The sequence below is a fragment of the Humidisolicoccus flavus genome (assembly GCF_045689595.1).
Classification (GTDB): Bacteria; Actinomycetota; Actinomycetes; order Actinomycetales; family Microbacteriaceae; genus Humidisolicoccus; species Humidisolicoccus flavus.
On record NZ_CP142724.1, the window covers coordinates 823170 to 839624 of the forward strand.

General features: G+C 62.3%; 11 protein-coding genes. 4 read left to right on the top strand and 7 right to left on the bottom strand.

The genetic code is table 11. The features are described from left to right. Nucleotides 1–95 precede the first annotated feature (95 nt). Nucleotides 96–638: a MarR family winged helix-turn-helix transcriptional regulator gene (locus tag U2H20_RS03935; protein ID WP_430593194.1), complete on the top strand. Its 543-nt coding sequence runs from the start codon at nt 96–98 to the stop codon at nt 636–638. Then, nucleotides 635–1438 (top strand): SDR family oxidoreductase, encoded by an 804-nt coding sequence (locus tag U2H20_RS03940; protein ID WP_430593195.1) that lies wholly within the window; start codon nt 635–637, stop codon nt 1436–1438. The genes U2H20_RS03935 and U2H20_RS03940 overlap by 4 nt, the downstream gene beginning before the upstream one ends. A 14-nt stretch (nt 1439–1452) precedes the next feature. On the opposite strand, the gene U2H20_RS03945 is transcribed toward U2H20_RS03940, so the two are convergent. The 5 genes from U2H20_RS03945 to U2H20_RS03965 all read right to left on the bottom strand — a co-directional run bounded on the left by U2H20_RS03945 (nt 1453) and on the right by U2H20_RS03965 (nt 11968). Then, nucleotides 1453–2850: an RNA polymerase sigma factor gene (locus U2H20_RS03945; RefSeq protein WP_430593196.1), complete on the bottom strand. Its 1398-nt coding sequence runs from the start codon at nt 2848–2850 to the stop codon at nt 1453–1455. Nucleotides 2851–2985: 135 nt separating this feature from the next. After that, complete coding sequence (locus U2H20_RS03950; RefSeq protein ID WP_430593197.1) at nt 2986–6957, bottom strand: DUF7507 domain-containing protein; 3972 nt, start codon at nt 6955–6957, stop codon at nt 2986–2988. Nucleotides 6958–7153: 196 nt separating this feature from the next. Continuing rightward, a complete protein-coding gene (locus U2H20_RS03955) occupies nt 7154–7603 on the bottom strand; it encodes a helix-turn-helix domain-containing protein (RefSeq protein ID WP_430593198.1) in 450 nt (149 codons plus the stop codon). Nucleotides 7604–7710: 107 nt separating this feature from the next. Beyond that, nucleotides 7711–11598, bottom strand: coding sequence for a DUF7507 domain-containing protein (locus U2H20_RS03960; RefSeq protein ID WP_430593199.1), 3888 nt, complete (start codon nt 11596–11598; stop codon nt 7711–7713). A 175-nt stretch (nt 11599–11773) separates the two neighbouring features. Further along, nucleotides 11774–11968 carry a hypothetical protein gene (locus tag U2H20_RS03965; RefSeq protein WP_430593200.1) on the bottom strand — a complete coding sequence of 65 codons (195 nt, stop codon included), beginning with the start codon at nt 11966–11968 and terminating at the stop codon, nt 11774–11776. A 314-nt stretch (nt 11969–12282) separates the two neighbouring features. Between U2H20_RS03965 and U2H20_RS03970 the strand changes: the two genes are divergently transcribed. Next, on the top strand, nt 12283–13497 hold the full coding sequence (locus U2H20_RS03970) for an ice-binding family protein (protein ID WP_430593201.1): 1215 nt from the start codon (nt 12283–12285) through the stop codon (nt 13495–13497). Nucleotides 13498–13754: 257 nt separating this feature from the next. Continuing rightward, nucleotides 13755–14777 carry an LCP family protein gene (locus U2H20_RS03975; protein ID WP_430593202.1) on the top strand — a complete coding sequence of 341 codons (1023 nt, stop codon included), beginning with the start codon at nt 13755–13757 and terminating at the stop codon, nt 14775–14777. A gap of 62 nt (nt 14778–14839) precedes the next feature. Here the strand turns inward: U2H20_RS03975 and U2H20_RS03980 are convergent, their stop codons facing one another. Both U2H20_RS03980 and U2H20_RS03985 read right to left on the bottom strand, forming a co-directional pair. Continuing rightward, nucleotides 14840–15625: a phosphotransferase gene (locus U2H20_RS03980; protein ID WP_430593592.1), complete on the bottom strand. Its 786-nt coding sequence runs from the start codon at nt 15623–15625 to the stop codon at nt 14840–14842. Further along, entirely contained in the window at nt 15625–16413 is a 789-nt protein-coding gene (locus U2H20_RS03985) for a DUF429 domain-containing protein (RefSeq protein WP_430593203.1), read from the bottom strand. The genes U2H20_RS03980 and U2H20_RS03985 overlap by 1 nt, the downstream gene beginning before the upstream one ends. Nucleotides 16414–16455 lie beyond the last annotated feature (42 nt).

Genomic DNA, 16455 nt, shown 5'->3' on the forward strand with positions numbered 1-16455 from the left:
CGTGGGGCCGGTGCACTGCGTGCACCGGCCCATTCGTCTGCCCTTCGAGCCGAAAACTGATTGCTTCAGGCAACTAGTTGGCGTAACGTGAAGGCATGGACTCCCAGGCATTGCAGCCACGGTTGCACCGAGGTGCGCTGAACCCGGCCACCGGTGCGGAGATCCCCGCTCACGCTGCCCTCGAAGCACTCGTCCAGCTGGTCACGGCCTGGTCGACCGTCGAGGTACAGAGCAGTCTCGCGACCGCTGCCCACGTCACCGTCGATCCTGCTGATGTTCGCCTCGTGCACACGCTGGGTCAGGTGGGTGGCGAGGCTCGTCCCAGTGAGCTGTCGGCCATGCTCCGAGTCAGCCGGCCGACGATGAGCAAGATGATCGCCCGACTCGCCGCACGAGAGCTCGTCTCGCGCAGCAGCACCGTGCTCGACGGTCGTTCCCGCACGATCGCACTGACGACGAGCGGCCATGCTGCATACCGCCGACTCGTCGGCATCGGCCACGACCTCGTCAGTGCAGCGCTCGAGCCGTGGCCCGACCACGATGCTGCCGAGTTCGCACGAATGCTCACACGCTTTGTCGACAACCTCCTCGCAGCAACCGCTGCGCACGAGAACCCAATGGAAAGGAAACCGCAATGACGCGAACCTACGTAGTGACCGGCGCCGCCTCCGGCATCGGAGCCACCACCGCACGACTTCTCACCGAATCAGGTCACACCGTGATCGGCGTCGACCTTCGCGACGTCGAAGTCACCGCAGACCTCTCGACGCGCGAGGGTCGGCTCGGTGCAGCCAAAGAAGTGAGCGAGCGAGCCGACGGCACGATCGATGCGGTCATCGCCTGCGCGGGCCTTTCCGCCACCAAGCCGATCACGGCGAAGGTCAACTACTTCGGGGTCACCGAATTCCTGACCGCTCTGCTGCCAGCGCTCACCCGATCCTCCTCACCGCGGGCGGCGGTCATCTCCTCGATGGCCTCACTCCACCCGAACTCGCAGGAACTCGTTGAAGCGCTCTTGTCAGACGATGAGGAACACGCGGTGCGAGTCGCCGAGGACCTCAGTGCGCAGGGCGATCAACTCGGATACCTGATCTACAGCTCTTCGAAGCGTGCGATCTCGCAGTGGGTTCGCCGAGAATCCATCACCGAGGCATGGGCCGGAGCCGGGATCCCCTTGAACGCCGTCGCTCCCGGCATCGTGCTCACCCCGATGACGGCAGATCTCCTCGCCACGCCCGAGGGCGCAGCGAGCGTCGACGCTTCCGTGCCGATGCCGCTGAACTACCACCAATCCCCCGAATCGGTCGCTGAGCTGTTGATCTGGCTCACCAGTGAGGCGAACACGCACATCGCCGGGCAGACCATTTACATCGATGGCGGTGCTGAAGTCACGATTCGCGGCAACGATGTGTGGAGCTGGGCCGACCAGCGCTCGTAACACGCCGTACCGGGTCAGCGAACGACGATGGTGCCTTCACTTGTTCCGGCAACGTGAAGGTTGCCATCGACGGCGCTGTACTCGAAGGTGAATGGGCCGAATGTCGGCGTGCCATCACCGGAGACCACGATGATCTCGCCGCTCGACGTCGCATCGGCATCGAAGCTGCACAATCCGCCGCCCGCGGTGGTCGGGCAGTTCCATGCCGCGGGAGCGCTCTCGATGCGCATGGTTTCCGGCAATGTCAGGGTCACCGCAATTCGTTGCGCGGAATCGTCGATCGTGGCGTCGATGAGGACGGCCGTTTCGCCGCTGCGTTCCTCGATCGAAACGTCGAAGTTCAAGGGATTCTGCAGGGAGGTTCCGCCGGGACTGCTCGACTCGCTCGGCTCCGGGTCGGTGGGGCTCTCACTCGGAGGAAGATCCGCGCTCTCGCTCGCTTCAGGGTCAACCGCATCTGCGTCGCCGCTCGGCGGGCCGAACAGGAAGAACAGGAGCGCGGCGAGGGCGAGCATCAGGCCCCCACCGATTGCTGCGAGGACGGTGTTGTTCGGCTTCTTCGGGGTCTTCGGGGTTTTCGGAGCCGAATCTGCTGGCGGTGTCGGGGCCGCCGGTCCCGCCGAAGCAGTCGCCGCAGCTGCGACACCCGCACCGGACTCTGCCGATAACAGTCCGATCGAAGCAATCGGAAGAAGCGCGAGGGACAGCGGAATCGCTGAGAACTTCCGTATTGCGCCCCGACACAACTCGCAGGTTTCCAAGTGCGCGGCCGCACGCGCGGTCTGCGGCTCACCGTTCTTCGCGAGTTCCTCACGGAACGGGAGGCATTGGCTGTCGACCGAATTACGCAGCAGGGTCCGTCGCATCTCCTGTGTGAGCGCTACTTTCGCACGCACGAGCGAAGCACTGATCGAGTTCGCAGATTGTCCGTACTCTTCCGTGAGCGCCCGAGGCTTTCGCTCGAAAATCACGACATCGCGCAACACCCGCTGCTGCTTTTTCGGGAGGCGAACGAAGGCCGTCTTCAGCAGACTGAGTTCCTCGTGCAACTCGATCGATGAACGCTCGGCGGGTGAATCCTCCGCACGAGCAGGAAGATCACCCACGATCTCGGTGCTGAGGTTCGCGTGGGATCGGGCCCGCAGGTGGTCGGTTGCGAGATTTCGAATCGACGCTGCGAGAAATGCTCGAACATTCGTCTCCGGCCCGGCGCCGCGATCAATCGCGATGAGCAGTTTCGACATCACCTCGGACACGAGATCTTCGGCAGCGATCGACTCGTTCGCGTGTCGGTTCGCGACGAAGTAGAGGTAGGGCCGCAGCTCCTTGAAGAGTGCACCGAACGCCTCGCGATCCCCGGAACGGGCGGACTGCAAGAGACGTTGTAACGATTCTTCTGAGCTGTAGGTCATAGTTTTGCTTTCATACGGCCCTGCACGACCGCGAACGGCTGTGCAGCGCTGCACTGGTCAGCGACCGCAAGAGCGCCCGAATGTCAGTGATGTTCTGACATTCGGGCGCCGAGCGAGTCGAGACCGGATCGATCCTTACTGTTGTTCTCTCTTTCGAATGGTGTGAGTGGTCAGCGCCGTGAACGCTCCGAGGCCGAGCAGTGCGAACGCGAGGAGCATGAAGAGCACACTCGGGTTCGAACCCGTCACCGGCAGGCTACCGGTCCCGGCATCGGTCGCAGACGGTGCCGGCGCCGTTGGTGCCGGTGCCGTTGGCGTTGGAGCGGTTGGCGGAGGCGTTGATGATCCAGGAGTCGAAGGACCCGGGTCGCTCGGTTCCGGAGTTTCGGTCGGAGTGTCGTCCGTGATCGTCACACTCGCGTCGTCCGAGTCGTTGACCGCCGTCCCGTTCGGATCGTTGCCCGAGGCTGTCGCGGTGTTGGTGTACGCGACGGTCACGTTCGACTGTTCGATCACGATCGTCACCGAGGCACCTGCCGCAAGGTTCCCGACCGAAATCGGAGATCCGAGAGAGGGGTCGCTGATTGCAACGTCAGTCAGTGGTGCGTTCCCGGTGTTGGTCACGATGAACTGCCACCAGACCGCGGAACCACGAGAGACCTCAGTTGTTTCAGCGAACGGACCGCGCTCGTTCGGCGACACTTCCTTCTCGATGTCGATGGAGGAAACCACGCCGAAGTACCAGGAGGAATCGGCGTCGGTGAGCCCTGGGGTCTCGCCGGAGGGGTCCTCCGCCGTCACCGTCACGGTGTTCTCGTACTGGCCTTCGATCACGATTCCTTCGGCGCTGAGCGTGACGCTCTCGCCGACCGGCAGTGCAGCAATGGTGTCGCGGAAGACTTCGGTTCCGTTACTGTCCACATCGACGACGAGCACATCACTCAAATCGAGTGAACCGGTGTTCGTCACGACGTAGGTCCACTCGACTTCGGCGCCGGGCACGAGCGGAAGCCCGGGTGCAGCGTCGACGTCCTGACCGTTCGTCTGCTTCGTTACCGAAACACCGGCAAGGCCAGCGAGGTACCACGAAGAGTCCGAGACCGGTTCCGGCTGTGCCGCAAGGGGCTCGTTCTCGTCATCGACGGCGACCGCGGTCGCCGTCGCGGTGTTCTCGTACTGCCCTGCAACCGCGGTTCCTGTCGCGGTGAAGACGCGAGATTCTCCTGGCTCGAGAGCTCCAGACTCATCGCTCGAGGCGTTGAAGCTTCCGGTCGATCCGTCGCCGGCGGTGAAGACGTCCGCAACCGCAACCTCATTGAGCGTGGTGTTGCCCGTGTTCGTCACGAGGTAGGTCCAGGTCACCTCTGAGCCGGTCGCGACAATCGCCCCCGGCGCAGCCTCGTACTGCGCGCCGTTCGTCGACTTCTCAATCGAGAGCGACGGCGCCTGCGCAGGCGTGATGCGGGCATCGTTCGACGCGAAGTTGCGCGTCGAGCCCTGGTAGAAACCGGTCGCCGTCACATCGTTGACCGCGTTCTGGTTCACTCGGGCCCCGGCAGCGATTGCGGTCGGCGCGATGAGCGTGAAGTTCTCTCCGTTCGCGAGCGCCGGGATGATGACCCGGAAGGCCGTCGCGCCCTCGAATTCACTGGTCCAGGTACCCGTGGTCGCCGAGGTCGCATCGTTCGAGTATTCGACGACTGCGCCCTCGGGCAGGCCGGTCACCTCGCCGCTCAGCGTCGCCGCGAACTCGCTGCCGCGAGCATCTCCGACGGCGGGCAGGAGGTCGAAGACCACGATGTCCGTCACGGTCTGCGGCAGCACGTTCGCGACGTAAATCTGCCAGTCCGCTTGTCCGGGACTCGTCACGATCGCGTCGGTCGACCAGGCTCCGTCGCCGACTCGAACCTGCTTGCCGAGGAGCAATCCGCCAGCGGTCGTCACGACCGGACGAGCCTGTGCCAGGGCGATGCTCGAGAGCGCCGGGTTGAAATCGAAGCGGTCCGGAGCGTAATACGGTCCGTACCAAGCCATCGGAATGCTCGAGAACTCCGCGTCATTCGTGTACGCCCACGACTCGATCAGCGTGCTCGTGTTCGAGGAATCGAACGCCTGCGGAAGCACGGTCGTTGGAATGTTGTACCGGAATCCACCGTTGTGGTCGATGGTCTTCGGCTGTCCGACCGTGCGAGTCGATGGCAGTTCGTCGAACGTGAAGACGACGACCTGGTGCTCCCCCGCCTCGTCGGTGATCGTTTCGGTCGTGACGGTGACCCCGTTGCCCTCGGTCGGGACCGGGATTCCGGTCACTGGGGTCGTTGCCCAGGTCGGCGACACGCCCGTTGAGGCATCGTAGGCGACACCAACCGGAAGCACGACCTTCATAACCGAGTTCTCGTAGCTGAGCCCCGATGGGTCGAGGTTCGTGATCGTCGCAACGAAGTTCGCGGAAGAGCCGACGCTCAAGGTCGACGGCGCGAACACTGACGTGATGATCGGCACACGGTCGACGATCGTGAAGAAGGCCTCGTCGTCGACGGTGAAGGTCTCGGCGGTCGGGGTAGCGCCCGAGGCGGTCGCAGTGTTCGTCAATTCACCCGACACATCGGATCCGCCGGCGAGCGATCGGAACGACGGGATGTGGCCGACGAGGACGCGAACTTCTGCGCCGGTTCCAACACTCGTTGCTGCATCTGGAGAGACAACGACTCGCCATCCGGTCAGTCGTTCGCCGACGGGAACGACGATGCCATCGATGTAGACGCCCTCTCCCATGCCGTTCGACCCGGCCGTGGCGGTCGTGATGTTGAGGGTGTCGGCGGTCGTCAACCCCGTGGTGTCGTAGCTCTGCCACGCGGTCGAGCCGCTCGTCGTGTACTCGATGTTGTATGGGAGCGCGGCATTCTGCAGGGTGGGATTGAACCGCACCGAGAGCCGGTAGATGTCGTTGTACTCGAAGAACGCTGCGTTCTCTGGCGATTGCGCGGCCGAGTCTTCGACCGTCAAGCTCTCGAGGTTCTCGGAGTCAACGGTGTTGAGGTACGAGGCCGCAATGAGATGTGTTGGGAACCACGCGCCGCTGCCGAGGGTCACGGAGTTCACTTCGTTCGTCGAAGCAAACTTCGAGATGCTGATTCCCTTGCCGGAGCCGTCCTGCAGTTCCGGGCCCTGCACGCTCGCAGACCATGGCCCGAAGGAGTTGCCCGCGTGATCGGTCGAGGTCAGTTCGACGACGTTCGCCGGTGGCCGCGTCCCCGTGGGGAACGACTCGACCGGGTACTCGACGGTGATCCAGATCCGCTGCGAACCGTCGAGTCCGCCACCCGAGGGGCCATACGAGCCATCGCGTTCCCAGACTGCAGTCGTTGTTCCGTCAGGGTTGCCCGTGAGTGCCCAACCGCCGCTCCAGGTCGAGGTACCCGTGACCACCGCACCAGCGGGCAAGGTGTCGACGAGTCGCTGCGACCAGGAAGTGAACGCCTCGGTGCCCGACGATGCATCGGTCGTGTTGACGTTGAAGTAGTAGGTGACCAGTCGATTCCCGGAACCCTGGACCGTCGTGAACGATTTCGAAGGGTTGTAGTCGTTGTTTCCTGTGACCTGCGTCAGTGCGGTGTCGGATGGCACGACACCAGAGGGAGTCGCGGTGCCCGTGAGCGAAGTGTTATAGACGGTGTCTTGGGTTTTCACCGTGTTGTCGACTTGACGAACCGCGAAGGTGAACGAGGAGAGCTGCTCGGTGAGCTCTTTCATGACGAAGGTCACGGTCCGAGTTGCGGCATCGTATGAGGCGGACGCCACTGGCGAGCCCCCGCCGGTCGGGACCGACTCGAACTGCACGCCCTCGGCGAGCACACTGGTCAGAACGATTCCGTTCGCCGGCTGGTCAGCGCTCGCCTCGACCGACACGGTCGCGGTGTACGTGAAGAGGTCGTAGATGGGGATCGAGTCAGGACCGACGATCTCGACGGTGTAATCGCCAGGGGCTGCTGAAGCCGGTGTGGTGGTGAGTGGTAACAGTGCCACGGCCATGAGCGTTGCGAGCACCAGGGCGAGCGCCCCGCGGAGTGTTCGCTGCCGACGGGCCGGCGTGGTGGATGCATCCATTGCGGAGCTCTTTCATCGAAAAGAAACGGGGAGCAAAACTGTTCAGTCGCAAGACGAGCGAGGACGCAAATCGTGACGCGTTCTGGCGATTCCTCTCTGTATAGAGCGTGAAATCGGTTCCCACATAGCCCCCATTCGGGCCGATTGGCGCAATTTTCGCCAGTACGCGAAGAAATCTTCTACAATTTTTTGCCATTTATTGGCAGTCTTCACCCTCAGGTTCACCCTCTGCAATCTCATCCGGGTCGGACTCCTCCCCTTCGTGCACAAGTGGCGCCGCTCCAAAATGCAGCGCGCAATACGGATTCGGCGCCAGCGGATGCCCAGTTTCGTCGAGCCCGAACTTGGACCATTCGTCCTCCTCCGCACGCGTGAAGCAGTCGCAGGACGCGAGCGGAGCAAACGCCGGGACCACCTGAATTCGAATCTCCATGCCCAGTACTCGAGCGACCCGTTGGAGTTCTGTGACTCGGGGGTCGAATGCCCCGCGCTCGAAATCTCGGAAATGCGCGAGCGACCAACCGAGCGTTTCCGCACTTCCTTGCGCACTCATCCGCAGCGCTTGACGTGTTCGTTGCAGTTCGAGGGGCGCATGGTCGATGGTCGGCGCTGCATCGCAGCCAGGATCATGGTCGGCGATCTTCACCCCCTGCTCTCCCCTTTTCTCCGGGTAGGTATGGAAAACGTGTGTGGTTTGTGACGACCGAACGCCCCGGCATGTTGCAACATGCCGGGGCGTTCAGCATCTTCGGGTTAGGCCCGACGGCGTCGGATCAGCAGGAGCACACCACCGGCTGCGAGCAGCAGGAGCGCACCGAACGCGATTCCGAGGTTCACCATGGCGCCCGTGACAGGGAGTCCCGCTGGCTTCTCCGGAGCGGGAGTCACGCCAGGCGTTCCACTCGGCTGCGGAGTCGTCGGCGGCGTCGTGACCGGGTCCGACGGAGTCGGAGGCGTCGGAACGACCACCGTCTCAGCGTTGTACCAGGACTCGTCCTCCGCGTTCACGGTCGCACCGCCCGGGGTCGTCGCGGTCACGACAGCCACGTTGTGGTATTGACCCGCGGTGGCGACGCCCTCGGCGCTGAACGTGATCGACTCGCCGGGGCTCAAGACTCCGTCGAAGCTGTCAGGAGCCGTGATCGTGCCCTCTTGATCGTCAACGAGGACGACGTCGCGCAGTGTCGTCGTACCCGTGTTGGTGATCTCGTAGGTCCACAACACTTCGTCGCCGACGGTGAGTGCTGCGCCGGGTGCGTCCTGGTATTCAACGCCGTTCGTCTTCTTGATCAAAGTGATCGACGATGCCGGGTCGAACTCGACAGTCGCCTCCGCCGGGTCGTCGACCGGTGTTTCGTTCGGGTCGAGCCCTGAAACGGTCGCCGTGTTCACGACGAATCCACGATCGATATCTTCCTGAACCAGCTGGGAGTGAGCGGTCGCGGTCGCGGTCGCGCCCGCAGCCAAGATCCCCGCCTCGCCCGGCCAGGTCACGGTCAGGTCGACGACTCCCTCGAGGTGGTCGACGAGTTCGACTGCGGTCAACGGGTTCTCGCCCGTGTTCGTGATCGTGAAGGTCCAGTCGACCCACTCGCCGACGCGCGCATCACCCGCGAGGGTTCCACTCTTCGTCAGGTCGATGTCGGACACGCGAGTCACGTACCCGAAGTCGACGCCGGTGCGGTCTTCAGCCTTCCCGAGCGTGATGACGCCCGAGTCACTGTCGAGGTTGCCATCGAGATCGTAGGTGTTCGTCACCACGAAGTTCTCCGGGAACCCGAGCGTCGAGGTGTCAACGATCGTGCGGTATTCACCGGCCGGCAGCTGGTCGAACAGGTAGCCGCCGTCGTCTCCCGTGATGGTGGTCGCGATCGTTTCACCCGCGGCGTTGACGAGCGTGACGGTTGCGCCTGCGATCAGCGGCTCGTCCGCGTCGCGGACACCGTCCTCGTTCAGGTCGTTCCACACCACACCAGCGATCGATGATGCGACGACCGTGACCTCAGCTGGGTTGCTGAGTCCGAGTTCGCCTGCTTCTCCGAGCCATCCGTTGATGTTGTTGACGTAGCGATCGCCGGCTTCCTGACCTTCGACGTCCATCGTGACGAGGAGTCCGCCGATCCCTGCCGATCCACTTGCGAAATCAGCCACGATCACTCGAAGCGCAGTGACACCGGTCAACGTCGAGAAGTCGACGCCGTCTGCATCGATCCACTCGATCGAATCATCGTTCGCGGCGGCCGCGTACACCTCGGCTGCAGGAGCCGTCGTGTACTGCAGGGTTCCGTAGCCCTCTGGCGCGGGCGTCCCTGAGCCGTTGGTTACGATTGCCGTTGCCAGCTTCGCGGTTCCCGCGAACTCGGTGCCGCGAGCGTCGCCGTTATATGGAAGGACATCAACGAAGTAGCTCTGACCCTGGCTGGTGGTCTGGAAGTTGAACCAGCGGCCCTCCCATGAAACCTGGGGGTCCTGCACCTGGATCTGCTCTTCGCCGAGCACGACCTTCTCTTCGGTGATCACTTCGGCCTGGAAGACCGAGGTTGTCGTGGTGTCGGTGCGTGCTTGCACCGTCTGCGTGCTTCCGAGCGCCGAGATCGTCGCGGTGTTCACGAGCACGCTGTCCACTGGAGCGAGAACCGATGTCGTCACGTCGTACGTGATCTCCGGCAGCGCTTCACCGGTCTTCACGATTCCTTCGTACGTGAAGGTCAGCACGAGGCCCGACTCGGCGGTGCCACTGCGAGTGACCTGCCACGGGGAAGCAACGTCATCGGTGTTCACCGCGACGAGTCCCTTCGGCAAGGTGTCGACGATCTGAATTTCACGAACGTCGATGTCTTCGGTTGCACCGATCGCACGGACGACGCCCGGAACCAGCGTGTACTCCAGGTTCGAGCCGCTCACGATCGAGCTGCGATTCACCTGCTTGTCGAGTTGCAACTGGAAGTTGCCGACGTTTACAAACTGCGTCATTGCCGCAGTGCGAGGTTCGCCCTGGAAATCGGTGAACGACCAACGACCGTGATCCTGCGCGCTCGTTCCCGCCGGAGCGACGATCGTGAATGGTGCAGCAACGACGAATGCGGAGGTCGCGGGGTTTCCGCCGTCAGCCCAAACGCCAGCGGTGTATGCGATTCGGATTCCGCGGACGCTCGCGGCTCCACCGGCTGCTGCGATCGAGTTCACCCAGGTGTTCGCCTGGGGGTTGTCCGCATCCGAGCCAGTCGTGTACTGGATCGTGTACATCGAAGGGTCGAGTGGGGTCGTTGCACTGTTCTGACCGACGTAGATGTCAGCACCATCGACAATGGTCTGCTCTGCGTTGTTCCAGAAGTCGTATGCGACGAGGTTCGTTGCACCGGTCGTCGTGTTCGTCTCGTTATCGACTGCTGCACGCACCATCAGTCGCGATGCGATCGTGCTGCCGATCGAGATCTCGCGACCGCTGACGTTCGTGAACGGCTGGCCGCCCGTTGCCGGGTCAGCGGTGACATCGAAGGAACCAGCCTGGTCGTTGAACAGGAAGATGCTCTTGTCGCGCGCGAACGGTCCGAATGAGGGGGCCTTCGAGACTGTGCCCTCTGCGACGTTGCCGTTCGGGCTCTCGATGACGGGCTCTCCCGTGGTGTCAACCCAGTTGTTCTGCGAGACCGTGTTGACGATCTTCACGACGCCAATCGAATCGGACGGCACCTCGTTGTTCGGAATCCAGAATCGGATCACCGCGGATGCGTCAGGGATCGAGGCGAACCCGTCGAAGGTCAGCGTGAGATCGGCACCCGATTGTGCAACCTGAACCTGCGCGCCGGCTTCCGAGGTCGAGATGAGCTGCGCAACGAACTGCGCGTCCTCAAAGCCCTCCGGCGCCTGGATTGTGTACGAGTCGTTGACGACGAGCGGCTGCTGCAGTTCGATGTTCCGAGCACCGACGGTGCCGTGCGCGTCACGAATCGCGACCGTGAAGTCAACGAAGCGGCCCTGTTCGGGACCGTTGCCGAAGTCGAACTGACCAAGCCCGTTGTTCGCACCGCGAACCTTTGTCATTTCCGCCATCGCGACGTTGCGAACCTCGATGGGTCCTGTCGTCACGCTCTGCGCTGATTCACCGACGGTGACGTTCAGCTCCGGGTTGTAGACACTGCCGTTTGCAACATCCCCCGAGGGAATCGCTTTCAGCGTGCCGAATCCAACCACGCTCGGGTTGCCCGAGCCATTGCCGACGCTGACGGTTGCCGTCAGGGTGCGACCGTCATCACTGATGACGTAGCTCGACTGGTAGGCGCTGCTGGAGCTGTTGAGAGACGCGAGCGAGCTTTCATCCCATTTCCAACCCTCTGGAAGCGTTTGCGTGAACACGCCATCGACCAGGTCGGTCGCGTTGAGATCCCAGCGGAACCCGACGACGTCGTTGCTTGCAACGACACCGTTGTTCGCGCCATCGTCGAGATCGTTCGGAACGACCGCTCCGTCATAGACCGTGGTGAGTTCGATGCTGTTGATCGTGCCCGAGGCGGCGTTCGCCGCTGCGGCAAATCCGAGTGACCCGGTGAGGACAAGCCCGAGTGCGACCACAGCCGCAATCGCCCTGCCGAAGAGCGAGGGCTTTTGCCGCGCATCTTCTCTCTGCAAATGCAGTTCCAAAGTTGTCTCCTGTACGTGTATCTACCGATGAAAATCAACGGAACGATCACTGCAGGCAGCAACAATTGGTGCCGCAGTGATTGAACCTCACATCGCTAGACGGACGTCTGCAGAAAACGTGACGCGGGGCGTTGATCCTGTCGCTCGCGGCGCTCAGGAATACGGAGGGGCTCGGCTACGGGCGGTGGCGACTGGATCGACGAGCGTTCGCGTACAGGCCGAGTCCGATGAGTAATGCAGGGAGCGCAACGGAGAGATAGGCGATGCCCGGGGCTTGCAGGGCAAACAGAATGATCGCGAGCAACAGACCTGCACCGACCATGACCGAGAGCCATGATCGTGAGATGAGTCGTTTCGATTGGTGTGACATAGGCTTCTTCCTCTTTCCGGTGAGGCATGATCACGAGTGGTAAAACCATGGTCTCGCATCGCACGCTCCGGGGTACAAACCGAGGTCGCTTATGGTCCAGAAGATCTCAGCGCTCGCACGGGCCCGGCTGCACGTCGCAGAGCAAAATCACCCCCGCGCACGGCATATATTCATTGCGACCGAGCGGGGCTTATTTCCCGAAGAATGCGTAATTCGGAATTAATGATCAGTAATTTTGCGAATAGTGGGTATAATTATAATTCTTCACATCGTGTGGATCACGCCTCGACGCTTCGAGGATTTTGGAGGGCTTCATGCGAAGCCTCAATTCAACAATTCAACCTCCCGTTTCGTCGCGTTTTCCTCATCGTCGAAGCCAATTACTCGGCGGAATTCTCGTCCTCTGCACCGGCGCGGTCATCGCCCTGAGCATCCAACCCGCGCAAGCCATTGCGAGCACGATCGATCTCGGCGTCGCCGATTCGTTCTCCGTGCTTGCAAGCGCTTCGATCACGAATACCGGTCCGAGCGTGCTCGACCAGGACATCGGCCTCTTCCCCGGCACGGAGGTCACCGGATTCCCGCCTGGAAATGTTGAGGGCGAAGAACACATCACCGACGAGGTAGCCCAGCAGGCTCAGGCAGATCTGCTCGTGGCGTTCAATAACGCCGCCGGACAGGACTCGGACGCCGCGCTCAGCGGAGGCATCGGCGGCGAAACCCTCACACCCGGGGTATACACCGCGTCAAGCAGCCTGCTCCTCACCGGCAACATCACTCTCGACGCTCAAGGCGACGAGGACGCGATCTTCCTCTTTCAGGTCGGCTCGGCACTGACGACCGCAACCAGCAGCAGCATCACCATGACGAATGGCGGAAACGGCTGCAACGTGTTCTGGCAGGTTGGGAGCTCCGCAACGCTTGGCACGACAACGGCATTTCAAGGGACGATCCTTGCGGGGGCCTCGATCTCAACGGGTTCTGGCACGACGATCAACGGTCGAGCGCTCGCCTTGGGCGGCTCGGTCACGCTGATCAATACGAACTTCACCACCGGAAACTGCGTCACCGAAGTGGGCGGGCCGAGCGAGACCACACCGGGCGAGACGACACCAGGCGAAACCTCACCAGGCGAAACGACACCAGGTGAGACCACCCCAGGTGAGACCACACCAGCTGAAACGACACCGGGCGAAACGTCGCCAGGCGAGACGACACCTGCTGAGACCACACCAGGCGAAACCACACCTGCTGAGACGACACCTGCTGAGACGACACCGGGTGAAGGCGTTCCGGAAGAGTCTGCCCCTGGAGCAACACCAGAGGAAAGCGCAACAACGCCAACGATTTCGACCCCCGGGGTCACCGCGCCGGCGCCCAATAATCCTGGTGCCGAGAATTCAGGGAATTCGAATTCTTCTCTCCCGGCTACTGGAGCACCCGGGATAATCGGGAGCATTATTGGTATCGCAGTGCTGCTCGTCTGCCTTGGACTCGTGTTGTCAATTGCTCGAAAGCGAAAAATCTGAATCCGTGAGTCGCGCTCGCAAATCCCCTACTCCGACAAAAAGCAAATTTTTCACGATGCCCCTCAGACCGTGCATCTCGAATTCGAGAGCAAGCGCTGAGCGGGTAGGGCGAGTTGCTCGGGTGCTTCCTTGCTCGATCAGAACGAGTTGATCCTGATCATCACGCGCTCGGCAACCGGAAGGTTTCCGTCCCCGTCTGGTCGCTTTCCGTCGCGCGGATGAAGATTTCGCCAAATGGCAATGGAAGACTGAGCATCATGACGGAGACAACCGAGCCAACCACGCCTGCCAAAAAGCGAAACCCCCGCAAGCGCCAGGCCATCGCCTGGGTCACGATGGGAATCGTTGCGGCACTGATCCTGACGGTTGGCTTCGTCGTGGTTCGAATGTTGAATGCGTCGGACGACATCGAAACCGTCGAGGACGCGTTCCCAGAAGAGTCACTCCGTCCAGAAAAGTATGAAGGCCCCGGCAACGGCCCCCTCAACTACCTGCTGCTCGGGAGCGACACCCGAGGCTCCGGCGACGAACTCCTCACCGGACTCGGCGACCGCGCCGACACGATCCTGGTGGTGCACATCCCCTCAGACCGTCAGTCCGTGCAGGTGATGTCGATCATGCGCGACTCCTGGGTCGACATTCCCGGTCACGGCGAAGCGAAGATCAACGCCGCGCTCTCGTATGGTGCAGTCCCCCTGATGGTGCAGGTCGTCGAAGGACTCATTGGTCAACGAATCGACGACGTCGCGGTGATCGACTTCGAGGGCTTCAATGAGCTCACCGACGTGCTCGGTGGTGTCACGGTTTTCAATGAGGTCCCCTTCTCGGCCACCGGCATTCAAGGCCACTACACCTACGACCAGGGCGAGATCACGATCCGTGGCGATGAGGCGCTCGCCTTTGTTCGCGAACGCTACGCCTTCAGTGACGGTGACTATCAGCGGGTTCGCAACCAGCAGGCGTTCATGCGCGGCCTCCTCGACTCGATGCTCGAACCATCCGTGCTCCTGAACCCCCTGAAGATGACCGACATCATCGAGGAGATGGCGCCCTACCTCGCAGCGACCGACGGTATCTCGACCGGGAACCTGATCGGGCTTGCCGGACAGTTCGCAGGCTCGGGAATGCCGAACGTGCAGACGTTCACCTTGCCGACGACCGGAACCGGCCGAATGGGAAGCCAATCGGTCGTCCTCGTGGATTGGGACCAGCTCGCACTTGTGCAGGAGGCGTTCCAGCAGGAGTCGATGAACGACTTCACACCGCCAGAGCCTCGCTGACGCTGACCCGTGCAGTCTGCTCGTCACGGCCGCGGCGCTCGTGACGACGAGGCTCGAACGGTCTACTGCGGCCTGCAACGCTCCTTCGAAAGCGCCTGAATCCACTGCGCTTGAGCATTGCGTACGAATGCAGCGGCGGATCGCCAGTGCGCTCCGTGGCCACGAGTGAACATGGTTCCCCAGGGTTCACGGCCGACCTCGTGCGAGTGTTCGAGCAGCTCGAACATCGCGCGGGCTCGTTCGTACATCGCCTGTGGCAGCGCGTCTCGAAGCGATGAATCCGCGTTGTACCCGTCCACGAAAGCGGCAAGATCGAGCGCGGCCTCACTCGGGCTTCTCGAAGTGTCGTTCAGTGTGAACGATTGTGCAGCGTAGGCGAGATCCCAGAGCCGCGTGCTCGGTGCTGCGGCATCCCAATCGATGAACACCAAGCGATCGCCGATGATGAGGTTCCAGGGCGCCAGATCGTTGTGACAGACCAGCTCGTGCGCGGGAGGCTCGATCGGCGAGTCCCAAACTGCGCCAGGTTTCGCAAGAAACCCGGCGCTTGCATCATGAATTCTTCGAACGAGCCCGCCGATGCGATGCAGCTGCTCGCGATCCAGCGGCGGCATGTCGATCGCGAGCGTGCCGGGCACGAACTCGATGACCTGTCGACCGTTGCGATCACGGCCGAGCGATCGCGGGAGATCAATACCGGCTGTTCCGAGTGCCTCCAGGTAATGGAGCACGCTCGGTGTTGAAGGAGCCCAGGGTTTCCGAACGGTGTCTCCGACCCGCACGACCGCACCGCTCGCATTCCCGCCAGAAAGCGGGTGTTCCACGCCCTGCGCGCTCTCGTCGAACATCACGATGGTTCCTCGTTCGGTGTGCGAGCCGTTGGTGGTGGAGACGGATCGAGCTCGTGCAGCGGAACGTTTGGGAGCGCGATCCACCCTTCTCGTTGCGCCTGATCGAGCAGTTCTGGTTCAGGGTGCACATACATTCCGAGCGCCGCCGCTCGTGCCGCAATCGCGGAGATCACCGCGTCGAAGGCATCAGCGGAGTGCACCATCGTTCTCTCGAAGACGCCGAGGTGCAGCCATGGCGCAGACTCCTGCACGATTCGCAGCAGCGTCGCTCGAGGTGCCGCCTCGGTCTTGTACCCACGGGTATCGATTCCCCAGCCCCGCAAGGTCGCGCCCGGGTACACCTCGACCACTGCTCCACTGCCGGCGCGATCAACCGCGAACCCACCTCGCTGCAGCCGATCCAGCAGCCCTGCACACCGCAGAGCGGTCAGGCCGAGACGATCCGTTGCGACGCTGAGCGGCCAACGTCCGGTTGCTTCGCGAACGCGGCGGTCGGTTTCGCGATATGCGAGACGGCGTCGCCACTCCATACCACCATCGACAGGTTCGAAGTCTACGTCGCCGCTCCTGTTCGCGTGTGTGCTCAGAAATTTGACGAACTCGTCGGGCCAGCCGAACGCGCAATCGATTCCGATTTTCTCTGCTGCTGACGACGCCGCCACGATCGTCTGATCAGTGACGTCGAGTTCGAGTCGCTCGAGCCGAGCCTCTGCGCTGCCCCAATTGATCATTGCGAACGCAGTACCCTTTGGCTCCGCGGCGAGATCCACGCCAACAGTCAACATGTGGAAATTCTACGAGCGCAGAACGGCTGGTCCCACGACGCA

Bases quoted from the DNA above. Each gene is read 5' to 3' on its own strand.
- U2H20_RS03950 (WP_430593197.1), bottom strand. From the start codon at position 6,957: ATGGATGCATCCACCACGCCGGCCCGTCGGCAGCGAACACTCCGCGGG.
- U2H20_RS03980 (WP_430593592.1), bottom strand. From the start codon at position 15,625: ATGTTCGACGAGAGCGCGCAGGGCGTGGAACACCCGCTTTCTGGCGGG.
- U2H20_RS03945 (WP_430593196.1), bottom strand. From the start codon at position 2,850: ATGACCTACAGCTCAGAAGAATCGTTACAACGTCTCTTGCAGTCCGCC.
- U2H20_RS03940 (WP_430593195.1), top strand. From the start codon at position 635: ATGACGCGAACCTACGTAGTGACCGGCGCCGCCTCCGGCATCGGAGCC.
- U2H20_RS03935 (WP_430593194.1), top strand. From the start codon at position 96: ATGGACTCCCAGGCATTGCAGCCACGGTTGCACCGAGGTGCGCTGAAC.
- U2H20_RS03975 (WP_430593202.1), top strand. From the start codon at position 13,755: ATGACGGAGACAACCGAGCCAACCACGCCTGCCAAAAAGCGAAACCCC.
- U2H20_RS03970 (WP_430593201.1), top strand. From the start codon at position 12,283: ATGCGAAGCCTCAATTCAACAATTCAACCTCCCGTTTCGTCGCGTTTT.
- U2H20_RS03965 (WP_430593200.1), bottom strand. From the start codon at position 11,968: ATGTCACACCAATCGAAACGACTCATCTCACGATCATGGCTCTCGGTC.
- U2H20_RS03985 (WP_430593203.1), bottom strand. From the start codon at position 16,413: ATGTTGACTGTTGGCGTGGATCTCGCCGCGGAGCCAAAGGGTACTGCG.